This window comes from Streptomyces sp. NPDC029164, assembly GCF_055563995.1.
The window spans coordinates 332,421-351,095 of record NZ_JBVHWW010000002.1; the positions used below are offsets into that span (position 1 = coordinate 332,421).

Consider the following 18,675-nt stretch of genomic DNA (forward strand, 5'->3'; position numbering starts at 1 on the left):
CTTTGCCCTTTCACTTTTATCGCATTCCAGCGCATCAAGGAGATCCGCTCATGCAGGTCAAGGAAATCACCCCGTTCATCGGCTCGGAGCTGACCGGCGTCGGCTACGAGGACCTCCAGGACCCCGAAGTCTTCGCCCAGCTCGTCGACATCGTGCACCGCCGTGAGCTGGCGGTCGTCCGTGGTCTGGACATCACCCCGGAGCAGCAGATCGAGCTGGCCTCCCGGATCGGCCGGCCCGTGCCGTTCCTCATGGCCAAGTACCGCCACCCCGAGCACCCGGAGATCATGATCTCCTCCAACGCCATGAAGGCGGACCGCCCAGTCGGCGTCGCCCGCGTCGGCAACTTCTGGCACCAGGACTCCTCGTACATGAAGGACCCGGCGCCCTACACGATGCTGCACGGCATCGACGTGCCCGCCACCAGCGGCCACACCCTGTACGCCAGCGCCCTCGACGTCTACGACCGCCTTCCCGCGGAGTGGAAGGAGAAGATCGCCGGCCGCACCGCCCTGCACACAGTGAGCAAGCGGCAGCGGATCTCGCCCGAGCACGCCGGGCTCTCCATCGCCGAGCTCAAGGCGCTGGTCGAGCTGGAGTACCCGCCGACCGAGCACCCGCTGGTCAAGCAGGACCCGGTCACCGGCCGTTCCTACCTCTACGGCGCCCCCGAGTACATGGACTCCGTCGTCGGCTTCGACGCCAACGAGAACGCCGAGTTCTTTGCCGTCATCGACCGGCTCATCCAGGACCCCGCGCACGTCTACACCCACCGCTGGACCACCAACGACCTGGTGGTGTGGAAGACGGCGACGACCTACCACGCCGCCACCGCTATCGAGCCCGGGGCCACCCGGACCGTGCACCGCGTGAGCATCGAAGAGGGCGAGACGTGGGCGGCATAGCCGACTTCGAGGTCTCCTTCCCGTCCGCGAGGACCGACGTCCACGTCATGGCCGCCGCCTCGGGCGTGCCCGTCGAGGACCTGGCCCGGATCACGCACTGCGAGACCTTTCCGGTGCTCGCGGACGGGGAGCAGGCCTGGGAACTCGCGCTGGACGCCGCCCGGACGGTCCTGGAACGGACCGGTGTGCCACCGGAGCTGATCCGGCAGGTCGTCTACGCCGGATCCGGCGAGTGGGACCGGCCGTTCTGGTCGCCCGCGGCGAAGGTGGCCCACGCCCTGGGCATCGAAGGCGCTCACTGCTTCGAAGTGGCGAACTTCTGCAACGCGGGGATGACCGCGGTCCGGCTCCTGTCCGCCCCCGGGGCCCTGGAGGAGAACACGTACGCACTGGTCCTCGTCGGGGACCGGCTGAGCCGGATGGTTGATTACGGTGATCCGGATTCCAAGGCTCTGTTCAACCTCGGTGATGCGGCTGCGGCGGTGCTGCTGGGCAGCGGTCCGAGTCGTTTCCGTGTCGTCCACTCCGCCATGCGCACCGACGGCGGCTGGTCCGACTACTACGTCGGCGAGCTGACCGGATCCCGTGTCCTGATCCGGCGCGGCGAACACCGCAAGGGACTCGCGGACGCCTACGTACGGCACTTCACCGCCCTGGTGGACGACACGCTGACTGCGCTCGGGATCACCCTGGACAAGGTCTCCCACTTCCTCGTCAACCACGGCGACCGGGACATGCACCAGCGGCTGCTGGGCGCCCTGGGCATCCCGGCCGAGCGGAGCGTCTTCAACTACGACCGGCTGGCCCACATGGGCGGAGCGGACACCCTCATCGCCCTGCAGGACCTCGAACGCAGGGGCCGGCTGCACCACGGCGACCTGATCATGCTCGCCACCAGCGCCATGGGCTTCAGCTGGGGCATCACGACCTTGGAGTATCTCGGATGAAGATCCTCGTCATTCACCAGGTGCCGTACCGGAAGATCGGCTACGAGCGCGGCATAGACCACGAGCGCCACCAGGTGACGTACATCGGGCACCCGCACCGGATGGCGGACCTCCCCGAGCACCTGCCGGCCCGGCGGCTCGTCCTCGACGCCGACGAGGACCTGGTCGCGGGCATCCGCGCCCGTACCTCTCCCGCCGACGGCTACGAGAAGGTGCTCGCGCTCTCCGAGTTCGGCCTCATCGAGGCCTGCCACGTACGGGAGCACCTCGGTATCGAGGGGCCGGGGCTCGCCGCCGTCGAGCGGGTCCGGGACAAGGTCCGGATGAAGGAGGCACTGGCCGGCTCGGACCTGCGGCACCCCCGCTTCGTGGCCGTGCCCGCACCGGACGGCACGCTGCCGTGGACCGGGCGTACGGTCCTCAAACCGCGCCAGGGCGCCTCCAGCGAGGACGTCTCCGTCCACGCGACGGCCCGCGAGGCGCTCCAGGCCTACGGTCTGCTCCCGGATGCCGGGGAGTTCCAGCTGGAGGAGCACATCGACGGGGACATCCTGCACGCCGACGGGCTGGTGCAGGAGGGGCGCCTCGTCGACCTGGCGGTCAGCCGGTACGTCAACAAGCCGGTCGAGTACGCCCAAGGAGCCCCGCTGGGCTCGCACCAGGAGCCGTGTACACCGCCCCAACGAGCGCTGGCGGAGCGCGTGGTGACGGTCCTCGGGATCGAGGAGGGCTGCATCCACCTGGAGTTCTTTGAAACCCCGGAAGGCGAGCTGGTCTTCCTGGAGGTGGCCAACCGGGTCGGCGGAGCGGCTGTGGTCTCCACGCACGAGCTGCACACCGGGGTGCACCTGCCCTCGCACGAGATCGCCGTCCGGCTCGGCCTGCAGCGGCCGCCGGCCGGCCCGCCCAGCGGCCGCCACCACGGCTGGCTCGCCTTCCCCGGTCACCAGCTGGCGGCCGGTGAGGCGCGGACGATCGAGGTACCCGACCGGATCCGCACCCATCCGTGCCTGGACGCCCTCCACGTCCTCGCCCCGGAGCGGGAGACGCCGCGGCACATCACCTACCAGGAATGGGAGGTGCCGGTCTTCGTCGAGGCCTCGCACACCGACGCGGACGAACTCCGCCGGTTCCTCAAGGAATGCGCCCGCGCCATCTCCGTGCGCACGGCCCCCGCCGGGCAGGTGGCGGCATGAACGCCCCGGTCCGCACCACACGCGTGATCACGCAGCGCCGGCGGCCCCGCGGCATGCCCGTGCCCGAGGACTTCGCCGAGGCGGAGCTGCCGCTGGCCGCGCCGGCCGCCGGCCAGGCCGTGGTGGAGAACCTGTGGCTCTCCGTCGACCCGTACATGCGCGAGTGCATGGACGGGGACTGGGAGCTGCACGCTCCGCTGGAAGGCCGTTCCATCGGTCGGGTGGTGGAGTCGCGCAGCACCGAACTGCCCGTGGGGACACTGGTGTTCCACCGGGAGGGCTGGCGGACCCACGCCGTGGTGTCCGCGGAGGACGTACGCGTCCTGCCTCGCTACGAGGGGGTCGCCCCCCAGTCCTTCCTCGGCCTGCTCGGCGGGACCGGCCTGACGGCGTACGTCGCGCTGACCCGCATCGCCCGGCTGCGGGCCGGTGACACGGTCTACGTCTCGGCCGCGGCCGGTGGCGTCGGCACGGCTGCCGGCCGGCTGGCGCGGCTGCTGGGCGCCGGCCGGATCGTCGGCAGCGCCGGCTCCCCGGAGAAAGTCCGCCTGCTCACCGAGGAACTCGGCTACGACGCGGCCTTCGACCACCGCGCCGGTCCCGGTCTGTCCGGGCAACTGGACCGGGCGGCGCCCGAAGGCGTCGACGTCTACGTCGACAACGTGGGCGGCGCGCACCTGGAGGCGGCGATCGGGGCGATGCGCGAGCACGGGCGCATCGCCTGGTGCGGGGCCGTCGCGCAGTACAACGCGGGATCCGCCCCGGCAGCCCCCCGCAACCTCTTCGACCTCGTGGAGAAGAGCATCCGCCTGGAGGGCTTCCTCGTCTCCCGCCACGGCGACGCGCAGGTGGAGCTGGAGAAGTTCCTGGTTCCCCACCTGAGCTCCGGCCGCGTCGCCGACCGGCTCCACGTCACCGAGGGGTTCGAGCGGACCGTCGACGCCTTCCTCGGGATGCTGCGCGGCGAGAACACCGGCAAGGCGGTCGTACGGCTGGACCACGACGCCCCGGAGTCGTCCGCCGACCCGGAGTCGTCCGCCGACCCAGAGCCGTCCGCCGACCCCGAGCCGTCCGCCGGCCACACCTGCTGAGCGAGTGAGGGTTCCATGGCACACGTCCGTACCGGACTGCACATCAGCCTCGTGAAGCTCGGCTCCACCGACCGGATCTGCGCCATCTGGAGCGTACGGGGGACCGCGGCGGATCCGTGCGAGTTCCCCGGCGCCCTCCTGCTCCCGCGCCGAGGGGCGGAGCAGGACTGGGCCGTCGAGACGGCACTGGAGGTGATGGCGGCGCACGGGGCCGGGGACGGACCCGTCTGCGTGGACCTCACGACGACGGCAGACGGGATCGCACCGGCCGGCATCCGCCCCGGACTGTGCGCCTCCGACCTGCTGGGCCTGGCCCGTACGGCGCTGGGCGAGGGCCAGCGGGAGTGGGCCGAGCTGGCCCGCGCGGACCCGGCCGCCTTCCGCGGTGCGGCCGCCCGGCCGTACGCGATGCGCCGGCAGGCCGCCTGCCTGGTCACCCGGGACCCGAACGGTCCGCGCAGGGAGACGACCCTGCTGCACGCACGACAGGACCGGGTCCTGCACGACTACACGCTGGGGCTCCTGACATCGGCCGGGACTTCGGCCGGTCCATCAGCCGGGACCGCCGACGCCACCACGAGCGAAGAGAACCGCCCTTCCCACCCCAGGAGACAGTGATGCGCCTGCCCATGGAACTCGAACCGGAACCGGCCGTACGAACGGTACGCCCGCCCGCGGCGGACGGCGGGCCGGTGCCCTGGGAGCGGTACTTCTCCCGCGGCGCCCACGCCATGGTGCCCTCCGAGGTCCGCTCCCTGTTCAGCGTGGCGGCCTTGCCCGGCATCGTCTCGCTGGCGGGCGGCATGCCGGACGTCCGTGCCCTCCCGCAGGAGGTCATGGCCGGGACCGTCGCCGACGTGGTGCGCGAGCACGGCCCGACGGCCCTCCAGTACGGGGCCGCCCAGGGCGACCCGGGTCTGCGGGAACGCATCTGCTCCGTCATGGCGGTCGAGGGGATCTCCGGCCGACCGGAAGAGGTCATGGTGACCGTCGGCTCCCAGCAGGCCCTGGACCTGCTGGTCCGGGTGCTGCTCGACCCCGGGGACACGGTCGTCGCCGAAGGCCCCACCTACGTCACCGCCCTCGGCACGTTCAAGGCCGCGGGCGCCCGCGTGGTGCAGGTCGCCATGGACCGGGCCGGCGTGGTCCCGGACGAACTGGCCGCGACACTGCACCGGCTGGCAGCCGAGGGGCGGCCCGCGAAGTTCTTCTACACCGTCCCCACCTTCCAGAACCCCACCGGTGCCACCCTGCCGGCCGGCCGCCGCGCGCAGATCCTGGAGGTCTGCCGCCGGGCCGGGGTCGTGGTGGTGGAGGACAACCCGTACGGCCTGCTGCACTACGACGGCGAACCGTCGCGGGCCCTGTGCGCCGACGATCCGGATCGGGTGGTCTACCTCGGGTCCTTCTCCAAGACGCTTGCGCCGGGCCTGCGCGTGGGCTGGGTGCACGCACCCGCCGCCCTCACCCGCAAGCTGGTGCTCGCCGCCGAGAGCGCCATGCTCTCCCACTCGGCGCTCGCCCAGCTGACGGTGGACCGCTATCTGCGCACCCAGCCGTGGCAGGACGGGCTCGCCGGCTTCCGCGCGGGCTACCGCGCCCGGCGCGACACCATGCTGCGCGCCCTCTCCGACTCGATGCCCGCCGGGGTGTCGTGGACCGTCCCCGACGGCGGCTTCTTCATCTGGATGACGCTCCCCGAGGGCCTGGACTCCCGCGAACTGCTGCCTCACGCGCTGACGGCCGGCGTCGCGTTCGTCCCCGGCACCGGCTTCTACGCGGACGGCCGCGGCGCCCGGAACCTGCGGCTGTCCTTCTCCTACCCGCCGACGGAACAGATCGGCATCGGCGTCCGCCGGCTGGCCGCGGTGATCACCGAGCGGCTGGCGGCACGGGGACAGCAGTGAGACGTACGGCAGCCACCCGCACCGCACCTACGACGAGGACATGACCATGAGGCATTACCCCACCGACCTGCTGCTGGCCGTCGAGCACGTCGAACGCGCCCTCGCGTCCGGCGCCCTCGCCCCGCTCGACGCCCGGCTGCGGCAGGCCGGCGTTGCCGACCCGCTGCGCCGGTTCGACAGCAGGCGGCTCTTCGAGGGGCTGGACCGGCTGCTCGGCGGGGTCTGCCAGTACCCGTGGCAGCCGCTGACCGACAGCGACGACGTGATGGAGCTGCGCCCGGTGAGCACCGTCGTCCTCGACGACCGGCTGGCCGAGGCCACCCTGCGCGGTCTGCTGCTCGCGTGGGCCCTGGGCAATCGGGTGACGCTGCGCTCGGCGCGGCCTGACCTGTGGGAGCAGGTCATGGCGGCGCTGCGGGAGGCCGGCGTTCCGCTGCCCGCGGGCCAGGTGACCGCACCGGATACCGAGGTGCCCGCGGACCCCTTGGAGATACCGGCGCTGCCTGCCGACGCGGACCTCGCCGTGGACTGCCGAGCCGCCTGGACGAACGGGCTGTTCCGGCTTCGGCACCTGCCGGGCGTCTCCCTGAACCAGGTCCGCAGCGAGGACCGCCCGGAACACGCGGACCGGCTGGCTGCGCGCCTGCGCTACCTCGTCGCGCGCGCCCGGCGCACCCCGTACTACCGGGAGCTGCCCGACGTGACCGGGGACGGCGACCTCACCCGCCTCCCCGTCCTGGAGAAGGCCGTCCTGGAGGCGCACTCGCTGCCCGCGAGCCGGGACCTGAGCAGCGGCGACCCCGCCACCGGAGAGGTGCTGCGCTCGGGCGCGACCAGCGGCGAACCGCGCTACATCGTCTACTCCCGCACCGACTGGGAGAACATGGTCCGCGAGGCCGTTCCCATGCTGTACGCGCTCGGGCTCGAACCGGGCGACCGCATCGTCAACACGCTGTTCGGCGGAGGCATGTACGGCGGTCTGACCACGACGTTCAGCGAGCTGTCCCGGATGCCCGTGGAGTCCTACGCGACGGCGCAGTTCGTGACCGTCGACGATCTGCTGATGCTCACCGAGAGCTTCGACGCCAACGTGGTCCTCGGCATGCCGGCCCTCATCCTGCCGCTTCTGCGCGACGCCAAGAAGCGCCGCCCCGAGCTGCGCGTCGACAAGGTGATCTACGGCGGCACCCCGATGACCGAGACCGACAAGACGTGGCTGCGCCAGGAGCTGGGGACCCGCGTGGTCTCCAGCATCCTCGCCGCCAACGACGGTGCGCAGCTCGGCTACCAGTGCGGATTCCTCGGCGGGACCGTGCACCACGTCAACGACGACTACAACCTCATCGAGGTCGTGGACGCGGACGGCCGAGCCGTCCCGACAGGCACCACGGGCGAGCTGCTGGTCACCGGCCTGCAGAAGTTCGAGGGCCCGCTGATCCGCTACCGCATCGGCGACATGGGCCGCACCTACGAGCACCACTGCGCCTGCGGGGTGTCGGGGCGGGTGCTGGAGTACCTGGGCCGCTCCGACGGGCTGGTGCGCTTCAAGGGCGAAACGGTGCTGTACGGGGAGGTCTTCGACGCCCTCGCGCCCTTCGGCGTCTCGCAGCTCCAGATCGAGGTGGCCACCGAGGGCAGCCGGGAGATCCTGACACTGCGCACCGAGGCTCCCTGCCCGCCGGCACCCGAGGCCGTACGCGAGCTGCTGGTCAAGGAGTTCCCGGTACTAGGCGGCTACCAGGACTTCGATGCCGCGCTGGACGCGTACGAGCTCAGGATCGTCTGCCTGGCGGAGGGCGGTCTGCCGCGCAACGCGGTCAGCGGCAAGGTCAAGAACGTCATCGACCGCCGGCTGGACGGGGTGCAGTGATGCTCAGGCACGACCGTGTCGCGCGCACCATGCTGGGCGTGATCACCCTCTCCAGCGTCGGTGTCGGCATCCACACACTCGCCATGGGTCAACTGCTGTACAGCCGTACCGGCAGCCCGGCCGCCTTCGCGTTCGTGCTGACCCTCCAGGGCGTGGCGGCCCTGTGTGTCCTTCCGGTGTGCGGTCCGCTGGTCGATGCCCTCAGCTCCAAGTGGGTGTACGCGCTGTGCGGGCTGGGCCGGGCAGGCACCGTCACGGTGATCGTGGGCGCCGCGGCCCTGGTGCCGGGCACCGACGCGGTGCCCTGGATCGTGGCGGCCTCGGCGCTGCTGGCCGTCTTCGACAACGTCGAGCGGTCAGCGCTGTTCAAGCTGACCGCGCACCACGTGGACCCGCACCACTCCACCCGCTTCAACAGCCTGATCGGTGTGGCCTTCCAGGCCGGTGCGCTGAGCGGGATGGCCCTCCTCGGCCTGATCCTGACCTGGGGCACCGCATCGCAGGCCCTGGTGGTCGACGTCCTGATGTCACTGTGCTGCGCCCTCACCATGAGCCGGATCCGTCTGACGGCGAACGAGGACAACCCGCCCGTCTCCATGCGCCTGATGACCCGGGCCGTGGCGGGCACGGTGGGGGAGTGGCGTCGGATGCTGATCCGCCACCGGGAAGACCGGACCGTCTTCCTCATGATCGTGCTGTGCGGTGGGGACTTCGTCTTCGCCCAGGGGCTGAGCACCCTGGTCATCCCCCTGACCGCCGAGTTCCACGGGGGCCGGGGCTGGTACGTGGCGGCGCTGGAGGCCACCTTCGCGGCCGGAATGATCAGCGCATCGTTCCTGACCCGGTACTTGGTCTCGCAGCGCCTGCTGCCGGTGTGGCTGCTCGGTCAGGCCGCGGCGGCCATCCTGCTGGCGTTGAGCGGAACGGGTGCGGTGCACTTCGCCGCCTTCTTCCTGGCGGGCTTCGCCAACCTCAACAGCCTCACCTGGCTGCTGACTTCGCTCCAGCACTATGCGGCCGAGGGCGACAAGGCCAAGATGGCGTCACTGCGGCTGCTGGCCATCGGCCTCGGCACGGCGGCCCTCATGCCGGTCGTGGGCTACTTCGCCGCCTCCTCGCTCGGCGCGGGCTTCTGGAGCGTGGCGGCGACCATGACGCTCTTCGCGCTGGGCGGCTTCGTCGTCGCGCGCCACCACCGGCCGCGGACGCCCCCCGGGCCGGAAGTGGGATCCGCACGGGAGGAGGCCGCCAGGCCCTCGGCCACGGCCGCGGCGGGCTAACAGGACCGGAGGTCTAGACAACGACGAAGGCCCAGGTCGCTGACCTGGGCCTTCGTTCAAGAGCGGATGACGGGAATCGAACCCGCGCTATAAGCTTGGCAATCTATGGCGCGTCAGACTTCGATGTGGTGCCTGACCTGGGGTTATCGGGTTTCAGGCGACGGGTCGCGGGGACGCTTCCGCACCCGTGCTGACCGCTGTTCACCGTCCCCAAGGCCACGGATGGGGCACGGCCCCGCCGGCTTGGCGTTGCGGAGCCTTGTGACCGCATCGGGGACGCTGAACTGAGGCACCGGGTAACCCCGGTGCCATACCCTTCACGTGTGCAAGGGGAATCAGCCGTGTTCTTCCTCCTCGGCCTCCATGCGCCGGATTCCCTCGTGGGTGAGGGTGACCATCGCGGGGGTGTTGCCCGGCTCCCAGTCGACGGTGATCAGCCCCTCGCCCGCCAGGTAGGTGCAGGCTGCGGCCAGGTCCTGTTCGGGTACGTGGAGGTCGTGCCGGAGCTGTGCTCCGGTGATGCCGAGGAGGCGGTTGCCTTCGACGGCTTCGTACAGGACCCGGAGCACCTGTTCGCGGTAGGTCTTGCGTTCGCGCAGTGTGGCCATGACCGCGTCCTCTCGTGTGCGGAGTGGGCTCCGGGGGCCGTCGGGGGGCTCAGGTCTCGTCGGAGTGGGCGCCTGCGCCGGCGGGTGTCCGGCTGGCGGCCAGCCAGGAGCGGGCGGGGCCGGCGGGGGTCGCCGTGTCCACGGTGAGGTGGAGGCGGGTGTCGCCGTCGAGGCCGGGATAGCTGCGCTGTTCCGCTCCGGCGAAGCAGTGGCGAAGCGCCTCCGCGACCGCTCGGGCGGCTTCGGGCGTGTGCGCGATGATCCGTATCTCGGCGTGTCCGAGCGATGGCAGTGTCTGGGTCTCGATGTACTTCACGTGGGCGTGTTCCCTTTCGAAGGGGGCGAGGAGTCGGCGAGTGGGGCGCTGTGCGCGCCCCGCCCGCTGCTCCCGGTCGGAGGAAGGTCTGTTCCTCACCGGTCGGCATCCGTGTGGTGGGCTCGACGACTGGTGTCGTCCGGCAGGCCGGGAGGTCTCGGTAGGGGGTCGCTGAAGTGGTAGGCCGCGATCCGTGCCTCGTGCTGCGCGTTGAGCAGGTGGATCAGGCGCATTCCGATGCCGATCGCGAGGGCGATCACCGCGATGAGGACGATGGTCTCCATGGAGTTCACCTCCAGCCGTTTCCGGGCAGGGGGAGGGTGCGTCGGTCGATCGGATTCCCGAAGGGGGACATGCAGGCTCCGCCTTCGCTCTCCCAGCCGGCTTCCTGGCGCTGGGTGTCGCGGATGCCGCGCCCGATGGCGGCTTCGTTGGCGGTCAAGACTCCGGCGGTGAGGACGCTGCCGGGGATCGCGGCGGCGGCCATCAGCCGGGCCGCGGCGGCGGGTGCGGTCTCGGGCGGGATGACGAGGAGGTCCCAGCGGCCCACCGTGTAGGAGAGCAGGATGAGCTTGTCGGGGTCCTGTTCGGTGAACCAGCCCACGTGCACCGTCTGCCCGGCCACGGCAACCGTGTGCGGGATGAGGGGCCAGCGGGTGGGGTTCACAGTGACGCGGGTAATGCGCCCCCAGGGCTCTTCCAGGGCGGCGGCCAGCGCGGGGAGCTCGGTTTCCAGGTCACGGGAACGGGGCCACCAGGCGCCGTCCAGCCGGCCTGCGAGAGCGGTCTTCGGCGTAAGGGACAGGCGCGCCGGAACGACGGGAGCACCCACCCGGGACTCGGCGCGGCCAAGGGTCGTAGTCATGTCGCGGACCCGTCCCCGGGCCGTTCGCGAACGCCCCGGTGCAGTGATCGCCGGAAACGACGTCCGCAGTGGAGCGGGTGTGCGAAATACTCCCGGTTTCTCCACCGTACTTCGGTTCGAGGCCTTGGAAGCCGGTTCTGACCAGGTATTTTCCGGCAGCGACGGTTGGTCGGAGAGTGCTTCACTGCGGGGGCGGACCGAGTACCGTGAAACGACGGAGGCACTTCCCTGCTCAAGCGCCTTCCGACGCCGCTGCCGGTCGGCCGGACGGGGTGTCGCCGCACCGCGAGACAGGCGGACCATTATGGCCGCATCCGACACCCCCGTCCCCGTCCCTCTGAAGCTCCTCCCGGACGCGATCCACCAAGCCGTCAAACCCGGCACCGCCCTGCTCCGGCTGGAGACCACGCAGTCCCGCCAAGGTGTTCTCGACGGCGCTTGGTGGCCGCGCTCCCGGGACCTCACCACCGAGCTGCCCGCCCTGATCACGGCGCTGACCGGGCACCTCGGACCCATCACGCGGGTCGGTCTGGACGCCACCGCCTGGCAGGACATCCCCACCCGCTTGGTCATCGACGACCAGGTCGTGCACCTCGACTCCGACCCGGTCGGTGACGACACCGTGCTCATCACCCGCGGCCACAACGACCACTTCGCGCTGCTGGTGGTTCCCCCGGACACAACCGCCGATGCCGCCCGCGAAGCGATGGCCCGCGCGGTCCGCGCCGACAACATCACCCACGCCGCCCAGATCCTCATTGCCCCCACCACCGATCCTGCGGACGCGTAGCCCGTCGTTGCTCGTGCAGAGGTGCGGGGTCGGCTGTGGGGGAGGGAGCGCTGAGGAGGGCGGGCCGTCGCAGTCGAACTGCCGACAAGGGCACGCAATTCCTCGAGTAGCGCCTTGAGGCTCAACCTGACGCCCCACGAGGACACTTCTGGCACGCACATGGCACTGGGTTCATCCGGGTGGACGTCACTGCGCAGCCTTCTTTACGTGTGCGAGTGGCTGCTGCCGGCGGTGGGGCTGTTCCCGAGCTTGCGTCGCCGTTGACGACGGACCCCCGATCCCTCCGCGTCGGTCTACGAGGTCGTCGATCGTCGATGAGTCGGCGCCGCACATGCGCAGGGTGCTTTTGGCGAGAGCCTCGGCGGCGTCCGGCGGTGTGATCCGTCCCGTGGTCACCTCGCCTCCCGCCGCGTGGCCGAGTGCGACGATCGCCGTGGCCAGCCAGGTGGTCGGCAGGTCGCGAGCGAACTCGCCGCACTCTTGGCCTCGTTTGAGCACCTGGTCGAGGTGGTCGAAAACCGCTTCGTGGCGGGTGTCGTCGGCTTCAGTGCCGACCGCCGCGGTAAGGGTGCTCAGAAGCAGTGGGTAACGCTGGAGCGTTCGCCAGCTTGCGTCGAGCAGGCGGAGCAATGCCTCCGCCGCAGGGCCCTCATTCAGGGCCGCGGCGTCCATTTCCGACGCCGCCTCGCTGGTGATCGCGTCGATCACCGCGCTCACGAGCACGTCGCGGGACTTGAAGTGGGCGTAGACGGTCTGGCGGCTCACCCCCGCCCCCACCGCGATGTCCTCGACGCTCGCATGCGGCTGGGCAGCAAGGATTTCCGTAGCCGCCCGCAGGATCGCGGCGGTGCTGCGGTCGGCGTCAGTGCGGCGTCGCCTGCGCCGGGGAGGTGTTAGCTCAGACATCTTGTCAAGATTAGCAAAACACCCTTATCTTTGACGGCATGTCAAAGTTAATGAGGGCAGGCCGGGTGGGACCGCGCACGGCCGGGGTTCGCCGACGTTCCGTACTGCGGGCCGGCGCGGTAGTGGTGGCGGCTGGAGCCACGGCGGCCGCCTCGCCGTCGGTGCGGGCGGCCGCGTCACCCGCAGTGCACACCATTGCGTTGACCGGCGTCACGGTCATCGACGCCACCGGGCGTCCCCCTCGCCCCGATATGACCCTGCTCATCCGTGGGCAGCGGATCGTCGCGATGGGCCGGCGGGCCGGTCTCCCGGTGCCGCCCGGTGTCAAGATCTTCGATCTGTCCGGCAAGTACGTGATCCCCGGGCTCGTCGACGCCCACGTCCACAGCATTCCCTCGGAGCGGATCTCGCCGCCGCTCTACCTGGCCAACGGGGTCACCACGGTCCGGGAGATGTCCGGCACCCCGCTCCTGCACCGCTGGCGTACCCAGGTCGAGTGCGGCGAGTTGCTCGGACCGCGGTCGATCATTGCCGGCCGCATCGTCGATGGCGCTCCCACCATCGGAGATCCCGCGCTATTCGTCGAAGTCGCCACCGAAGCTCAGGCCCGACAGGCGGTACGCCAAGCCAAGGAGGAGGGGGCCGACTTCGTGAAGGTGTACTCGAGGCTTGCGGGCGATCTGCATCGCGCGATCGCGGATGAGGCCCGCCGACAACGGATCCCGTTCGCCGGACACTGTCCGGACGCCGTCCCGCTCAGCAGCGCGAGCGCAGCGGGGCAACTCAGCATCGAGCATCTGTACTCGACCTGGTACGACACCTCCACCCGCGAACAGGATCTGCGTGCACGTATCACCGAGCTGAAGATCGGCCGGGGTGACTTCGTCACCTGGTTGCACGAGGTCCACCGGCTGGAGTGGGACGCGGTGACCAGCTACAGCCCACGGAAGGCGGCCGCGGTGTTGGCCACCCTGTCCCGCAACGGCACCCGAGTGGTCCCCACCCTCGTCGCATACGGGGTGCTCGACAGGCCGGACGACGTGGTGCTGACCGACGAGCGACTCGCGTACGTGCCGGTGTCGGTGGCCGATGGCTGGCGCTGGGCCCTGGAGAACATCATCAAGGCCGGGCGCACTCCCGAGGAGACCGCCCAGTGGCGCGCCCTGCTCGATCGCCGGCTGGACTTCGTCGGTGAGCTGGACCGTGCCGGGGTGCCGGTACTCGCCGGCACCGACGCGGGCGACCTGCCGTTCGTCGTTCCAGGATTCAGCCTGCATGACGAGCTCGCTTCCCTCGTGCGCGCAGGATTCTCACCGATGCGCGCCCTCCAGGCCGCGACCGTTGAGCCCGCCCGGATGTTCGGCCTGGCCGACTCTCTCGGCACGGTCGAACCCGGCAAGATCGCCGACCTCGTCGTCCTGGACGCCGACCCGCTGGCCGACATCCGCAACACCACGCGTATCCACACCGTCCTGGTTTGTGGGCATTGGATCTCCCCCGAACAGCGGGTCCGCATGCTGGCCGACGTGGCATCGGCAGCAGCCGCCGAGCCCACCGAGCCGAGCCCGACCGGACGCTGAGCGAGCCGGCACATCTGCCCACCTGTTGCACCTGTTGCACGGCCAAGGAGTTCACCATGCCCATCCGGCTCGTCACCGCGCTCGCCCTGCTGTCCACCGGCCTGCTCGCCGGCGCCTTCGGCTACGGCGCCGTGAACGTCGCCACCACCTTCGACGTGGTGCCGCTCGACGTTCGGCTGACCTTTCACTCCGCCCTGATGCGGATGAACGGTCCGGTCATGCAGACCACGATGGGCCTCGCGGCGCTCAGCTCGCTGGCGCTGGCCGTCCTGACCCGTAGTGTCCCCAGGCGGCTGGCCGGGGCGGCCGGGGTGCTGGCCGTGGTCTCGTTCCTGATCACCCGCTTCGGCAACGTCCCGATCAACGGACAGGTCAAGGTGTGGGCCGTCACCACACCACCGGCCAACTACGCGGAGATCCTCCAGCGGTGGGAGAGCTTCAACATCGCACGCACGCTCACCGCACTCGCCGCGTTCGTGCTCATCATCGGGCTCACCCTCCGCACTGGCACGACAGGGCCGTCATCGGACGGCAGCCGACGTGAGTTTCCCGCGCAGCCGTAGTCACCCCCATCCACGTACATCGAATACGAACCCGCAAGGAGATCTCCCGTGCGCTTCGCACGAACTCTCTTGGCCATGTCGATCCTTGCCTTCATCGCAACGCCGGCCGCCTACGGTGCTGCTGCGACCCCCACCACCCAGCCGGCCTCCGTCCGCACGGCTCTCCGCTGGGAAGCCGCCTGGTCTGCCGCGCCCCAGCGTCCCAGAGCGAACTTCACGCCCAACTGGTCTGAGCGGGGATTCGCGAACCAGTCCGTCCGCCAGACCGTACGGGTCACCGTCAGCGGCGCAGCCGTAAGGATCCGTCTGGCCAACACCTACGGCGCCGCCCCGCTCACCGTCACGGGCGCCACCGTGGCTCGCGCCTCCGGCGGTGCCGCCATCCAGCCCGGATCGGCGCGCCGGTTCACCGTTGACCGGGCCTCGACGTTCACGATCCCGGCCGGTGCCGAACTGGCCAGCGACCCCGTGCCGCTGCCCGTTACCGCCCTGGAGCCGCTGACGGTCACCCTGTACTTCGCCGCCCCGACCGGGCCGGCGACCTACCACGCCCAGGCCATGGCCACCAGCTATCGAGCCACCGGCCGGCACCTGGCCGACAGCAGCGCCGCCGCCTTCACCGAATACACCGCGTCCTGGTACTACATGGCCGGAGTCGATGTCATCCGCACCTCACGTGGACGTGACGGTGTGGTCCTGTTCGGAGATTCACTCACCGACGGCTACGGATCCACCCCAGGTGCCGACAACCGTTATCCCGATGAACTCGCCGAACGCCTGGCTGCCGTCGGTCGCCCGCGTGCCGTACTCAACCAAGGCATCGGTGGCAACCGCATGACGGTCGATTCCGGCTGGCTCGGCGACAAAGCCACCTCCCGATTCCACCGCGACGTTCTCGGCCAACCCGGCGTGGGCACGGTCATCGTGCTGGAAGGGATCAACGACATTGCCATGAGCGAGGCCCGGCAACCCCTCGCGGCCCCGTACACCGAGGTGTCGGCAGCCGAGATCATCGCCGGACACCGTGAGCTGATTCGCCAAGCCCGCGCCAAGGGCCTCCGGATCATGGGCGCCACCATGCCGCCGAACAAGGGATCGCGCTATTACACGCCGCTCAGCGAGACCAAGCGAGAGGAAGTCAACACCTGGATCCGCGCCGCCGGCGCGTACGACGCGGTCATCGACTTCGACCGCGTGCTGGCCTCACCCTCCGACGAGGACCAACTCGACCCGGCCTTCGACAGCGGTGACCACCTGCACCCCAACGACGCCGGATACCGCGAAATGGCCAATGCCATCGATCTCGCTGATCTCTGATGCCCCCGACCCTTACGAACCGCGACCCCCACGCCTCGCTTGACGAAAGACGTACAGGCCCCTGGCCGTTACCCCTGACGTAATCGACTGCGCTCCCCTGCTGCGGCAGTGTGGGGCACGTCAACGAGATCCCCGACGAAGGTTCCGGCACCGCAGACCAGAGGAGCGCACAATGTCCGTCAAGTTCTTTGACACCACCGCGAGTTCCGTTGCCGACACCACCCGTCACGTCGTCCAGGAGTTCCTCGCCGCCCGGGTGGCCGGGGACGTCGAGCGGCTCGTCGCGCTCTTCGCGGACGACGTCGACTGGCTGCTCGCCGAGAACCCCGCCGTCCCGTGGATCCGGCCGCGCTCCACCGGAGCCGAATGCGCCGCCCAGTTCACGGAGCTGGCCGAGCACACGGTGGCCGAGGACACGCGGGCCTCCGTCGACACGTTCCTCGTGGACGGCCCCGACGCCGTCCTGATGGGGCACCTCTCGGGGACCGTGCGCGCGACGGGGAAGTCCTTCGAGGGCCCCTTCGCGCTGCGCCTCACCGTCGAGGAGGGCCGCATCACCCGGCACCACCTCTACGAGAACAGCGTGTCGATCGCCGAGGCGTGCACCACTTCCTGAGTCCCGATCCCCCGAGTTCCGACCTCCCGCATGGCAAGCCCGAGAGGTCTGGACAAGCAAGAAGCCCCAGGTCTGTGACCTGGGGCTTCCCTCAAGAGCGGATGACGGGAATCGAACCCGCGCTATAAGTTTGGGAATCACCCGGCACTTGGTCCCTTGTATAGCCTCTGACCTGCGGGAACGCGCACCGATCGCCCCGTCCTGACTGCTTCGGTGAACCCCTTGGTGACCGCTGTTTACCGCCTCTACTGGCACGTTGTGGCACGGCCGCCCGCAGGACTGACGTCGTGTACTCGGGTCGTCCTGGTGGCCGCGGTATTGGCGCGCTGCTGCCCAGCGGCCCTTGTCCATCGGCGCCGGCGGTACCCGTTCCTAGGCCGTCCGCCGGGCCGAGCAGGCCCTTGCGCGGGCGCAGGCGCACCTCAATCGCACGGTGGGCCGGATCGGCTCCCCCGACCGCTACGGGCAGAAAGCTGCGGCAGGCCGCCGCGTCGGCTGGTCCCGCCAGCACGTCACCACCCTTGCCAACGCCTACCGTGCGGGCGAACTTGACCAGGAGGAGAGGACCGAAGCCGCATGAGCACCGCGCCCCAGCCGTCCGCCATCCCGCAGCCGCCCGCCCAGCCCGAGGCGATCCGCGCCGCCCTCGCCCAGGTAGCCCCCAGCTGCTCGCCGACTTCGACCGCGACCGCGCGGCCAGCACCGCCCGCGCGCGTGCCGACGTTTCCGCCATTCCCCTCCGCACCTTCACGGAGGCATGGGCCGTCGAGGTGGCCATTGCCCGACCCGGAGACCGCCGCCCGGCTCCGCGCGCTCCCGCGGATGAGGCAGCGCCTCCTGGCCGTGTCCTGGTCGTACCGCCGCCGCACTTGCTCTGACACGAGAGGGGCAGGTGGTGCGGGGGTGGTTCGCGGCGCCAGGAAGGCCTGGACAACGACGAGTCACCGTGCCGGTGCCAGGAACTGGGTGGCCGCCAGGCGTGCGTACAGGCTGTCTTGGTCGAGCAGTTCCGCATGGGTGCCCACCGCGCGTACCAATCCCGCGTCCATCACCACGATCCGGTCGGGGTGGGTCACCGTTGAGAGGCGGTGTGCCACGACGAGGACGGTGGTCGTCCGGGCGGCCTGCGTGATGACGTCGCGTACCGCCGGCGGAGGTGACCCGGGACATCAGGTCGCCTGGCTGGTGCCGCTCGACCTCCGTGAGCCGCAGCCGCAGCAGTCGCCCGACAAGGGTGCGGCGCATGCTTGAGCGCAGCGCCGTGGAGGTCGACCTGCCCTCCCTGATCGTACGCACGGGCGATCTCCACCCCCGCGGGGCCTCCCGCGCTCTGGTCGCGGAGATTCTTCACGCCCACGGCGGCCGTCTCCAGGACGACGCGCACTCCTTCGACGACCGAGGCCCGCCGATCCCGACGGGCACACTCGGTTCAGGCCGAGGGCGCCGGCGCGGATGATTCGGCGGCGCGGCGGTATTCGGCGTTGATGCGCTGGGCTTCCTCGAGCTGGTCTTCGAGGATGATGATGCGGCAGGCGGCATCGATCGGGGTGCCCTGGTCGACGAGTTCGCGGGCGCGGGCGGCGATGCGCAGCTGGTAGCGGGAGTAACGGCGGTGGCCGCCCTCGGAGCGGAGCGGGGTGATCAGGCGGGCTTCGCCGATGGCGCGGAGGAAGCCCTGGGTGGTGCCGAGCATGGCGGCGGCCCGGCCCATGGTGTAGGCGGGGTAGTCGTCGTCGTCGAGACGGCCGAACGAGTCGTCTGCTGTCATTGAAGGTCTCTCATGGAACGCGTGGAGGGGGGACGGGGGGGGGGGGGGGGGGGGGGGGGGAAGAAAAAACCCCCCCCCCCCCCCCCCCCCCCCCGGAGGGGTGGTTGGGGGGGGGGTTTGCCTCCCCAGGACGCTCCTTCCTCTCTTCTC

Annotated in this window: 19 protein-coding genes and 1 pseudogene; 13 read left to right on the plus strand and 7 right to left on the minus strand. The window is 70.5% G+C overall.

The genetic code is table 11. The annotated features are described in order from the left end of the window. Window positions 1-50: 50 nt before the first annotated feature. The 8 genes from ACZ4VT_RS04130 to ACZ4VT_RS04165 are packed head-to-tail and all read left to right on the plus strand — an operon-like array spanning window position 51 to window position 9,196. Window positions 51-905: a TauD/TfdA dioxygenase family protein gene (locus tag ACZ4VT_RS04130; protein WP_467946384.1), complete on the plus strand. Its 855-nt coding sequence runs from the start codon at window positions 51-53 to the stop codon at window positions 903-905. Continuing rightward, window positions 893-1,852 (plus strand): 3-oxoacyl-ACP synthase III family protein, encoded by a 960-nt coding sequence (locus tag ACZ4VT_RS04135; RefSeq protein WP_467946386.1) that lies wholly within the window; start codon window positions 893-895, stop codon window positions 1,850-1,852. The genes ACZ4VT_RS04130 and ACZ4VT_RS04135 overlap by 13 nt, the downstream gene beginning before the upstream one ends. Then, entirely contained in the window at window positions 1,849-3,048 is a 1,200-nt protein-coding gene (locus ACZ4VT_RS04140) for an ATP-grasp domain-containing protein (protein ID WP_467946388.1), read from the plus strand. Before ACZ4VT_RS04135 ends, ACZ4VT_RS04140 begins: the two co-directional genes overlap by 4 nt. Further along, window positions 3,045-4,139: a zinc-binding dehydrogenase gene (locus ACZ4VT_RS04145; RefSeq protein WP_467946389.1), complete on the plus strand. Its 1,095-nt coding sequence runs from the start codon at window positions 3,045-3,047 to the stop codon at window positions 4,137-4,139. The genes ACZ4VT_RS04140 and ACZ4VT_RS04145 overlap by 4 nt, the downstream gene beginning before the upstream one ends. A 15-nt stretch (window positions 4,140-4,154) precedes the next feature. After that, the gene (locus ACZ4VT_RS04150) at window positions 4,155-4,757 is read left to right on the plus strand and encodes a hypothetical protein (protein WP_467946391.1); all 603 of its coding nucleotides are present in this window, start codon (window positions 4,155-4,157) and stop codon (window positions 4,755-4,757) included. Beyond that, window positions 4,757-6,046, plus strand: coding sequence for an aminotransferase-like domain-containing protein (locus tag ACZ4VT_RS04155; RefSeq protein ID WP_467946392.1), 1,290 nt, complete (start codon window positions 4,757-4,759; stop codon window positions 6,044-6,046). The genes ACZ4VT_RS04150 and ACZ4VT_RS04155 overlap by 1 nt, the downstream gene beginning before the upstream one ends. Window positions 6,047-6,086: 40 nt before the next feature. After that, window positions 6,087-7,916 carry a phenylacetate--CoA ligase family protein gene (locus ACZ4VT_RS04160; RefSeq protein WP_467946394.1) on the plus strand — a complete coding sequence of 610 codons (1,830 nt, stop codon included), beginning with the start codon at window positions 6,087-6,089 and terminating at the stop codon, window positions 7,914-7,916. Continuing rightward, a complete protein-coding gene (locus ACZ4VT_RS04165) occupies window positions 7,916-9,196 on the plus strand; it encodes an MFS transporter (protein ID WP_467946396.1) in 1,281 nt (426 codons plus the stop codon). Before ACZ4VT_RS04160 ends, ACZ4VT_RS04165 begins: the two co-directional genes overlap by 1 nt. Window positions 9,197-9,531: 335 nt before the next feature. On the opposite strand, the gene ACZ4VT_RS04170 is transcribed toward ACZ4VT_RS04165, so the two are convergent. The 4 genes from ACZ4VT_RS04170 to ACZ4VT_RS04185 form a co-directional block, all read right to left on the minus strand. Beyond that, on the minus strand, window positions 9,532-9,804 hold the full coding sequence (locus tag ACZ4VT_RS04170; protein ID WP_467946397.1) for a hypothetical protein: 273 nt from the start codon (window positions 9,802-9,804) through the stop codon (window positions 9,532-9,534). A 49-nt stretch (window positions 9,805-9,853) separates the two neighbouring features. Beyond that, on the minus strand, window positions 9,854-10,120 hold the full coding sequence (locus tag ACZ4VT_RS04175) for a hypothetical protein (protein ID WP_467946436.1): 267 nt from the start codon (window positions 10,118-10,120) through the stop codon (window positions 9,854-9,856). 95 nt (window positions 10,121-10,215) lie between these two features. Next, a complete protein-coding gene (locus tag ACZ4VT_RS04180; protein ID WP_467946399.1) occupies window positions 10,216-10,404 on the minus strand; it encodes a hypothetical protein in 189 nt (62 codons plus the stop codon). A 5-nt stretch (window positions 10,405-10,409) separates the two neighbouring features. Next, entirely contained in the window at window positions 10,410-10,985 is a 576-nt protein-coding gene (locus ACZ4VT_RS04185) for a DUF5994 family protein (protein WP_467946401.1), read from the minus strand. A gap of 304 nt (window positions 10,986-11,289) precedes the next feature. Between ACZ4VT_RS04185 and ACZ4VT_RS04190 the strand changes: the two genes are divergently transcribed. Continuing rightward, window positions 11,290-11,775, plus strand: a complete 486-nt coding sequence (locus tag ACZ4VT_RS04190; RefSeq protein WP_467946402.1) for a DUF5994 family protein — start codon at window positions 11,290-11,292, stop codon at window positions 11,773-11,775. Between the two features lie 186 nt (window positions 11,776-11,961). Here the strand turns inward: ACZ4VT_RS04190 and ACZ4VT_RS04195 are convergent, their stop codons facing one another. Further along, window positions 11,962-12,681, minus strand: a complete 720-nt coding sequence (locus tag ACZ4VT_RS04195) for a TetR/AcrR family transcriptional regulator (RefSeq protein ID WP_467946404.1) — start codon at window positions 12,679-12,681, stop codon at window positions 11,962-11,964. A gap of 200 nt (window positions 12,682-12,881) precedes the next feature. On the opposite strand from ACZ4VT_RS04195, the gene ACZ4VT_RS04200 reads away from it, so the two are divergent. The 4 genes from ACZ4VT_RS04200 (at window position 12,882) to ACZ4VT_RS04215 (ending at window position 16,757) form a co-directional block, all read left to right on the plus strand. Continuing rightward, entirely contained in the window at window positions 12,882-14,261 is a 1,380-nt protein-coding gene (locus ACZ4VT_RS04200; RefSeq protein WP_467946406.1) for an amidohydrolase family protein, read from the plus strand. Window positions 14,262-14,317: 56 nt separating this feature from the next. Then, a complete protein-coding gene (locus ACZ4VT_RS04205; RefSeq protein WP_467946408.1) occupies window positions 14,318-14,824 on the plus strand; it encodes an anthrone oxygenase family protein in 507 nt (168 codons plus the stop codon). Window positions 14,825-14,899: 75 nt separating this feature from the next. Beyond that, entirely contained in the window at window positions 14,900-16,141 is a 1,242-nt protein-coding gene (locus ACZ4VT_RS04210; protein WP_467946409.1) for an SGNH/GDSL hydrolase family protein, read from the plus strand. A gap of 172 nt (window positions 16,142-16,313) precedes the next feature. Next, window positions 16,314-16,757: a nuclear transport factor 2 family protein gene (locus ACZ4VT_RS04215; protein WP_467946411.1), complete on the plus strand. Its 444-nt coding sequence runs from the start codon at window positions 16,314-16,316 to the stop codon at window positions 16,755-16,757. 941 nt (window positions 16,758-17,698) lie between these two features. On the opposite strand, the pseudogene ACZ4VT_RS04220 reads toward ACZ4VT_RS04215, so the two are convergent. Continuing rightward, window positions 17,699-17,905 (minus strand): annotated as a pseudogene (locus tag ACZ4VT_RS04220) (ABC transporter ATP-binding protein); the annotation flags it as partial. Between the two features lie 281 nt (window positions 17,906-18,186). After that, on the minus strand, window positions 18,187-18,525 hold the full coding sequence (locus ACZ4VT_RS04225) for a MerR family transcriptional regulator (RefSeq protein ID WP_467946412.1): 339 nt from the start codon (window positions 18,523-18,525) through the stop codon (window positions 18,187-18,189). Between the last annotated feature and the right edge of the window lie 150 nt (window positions 18,526-18,675).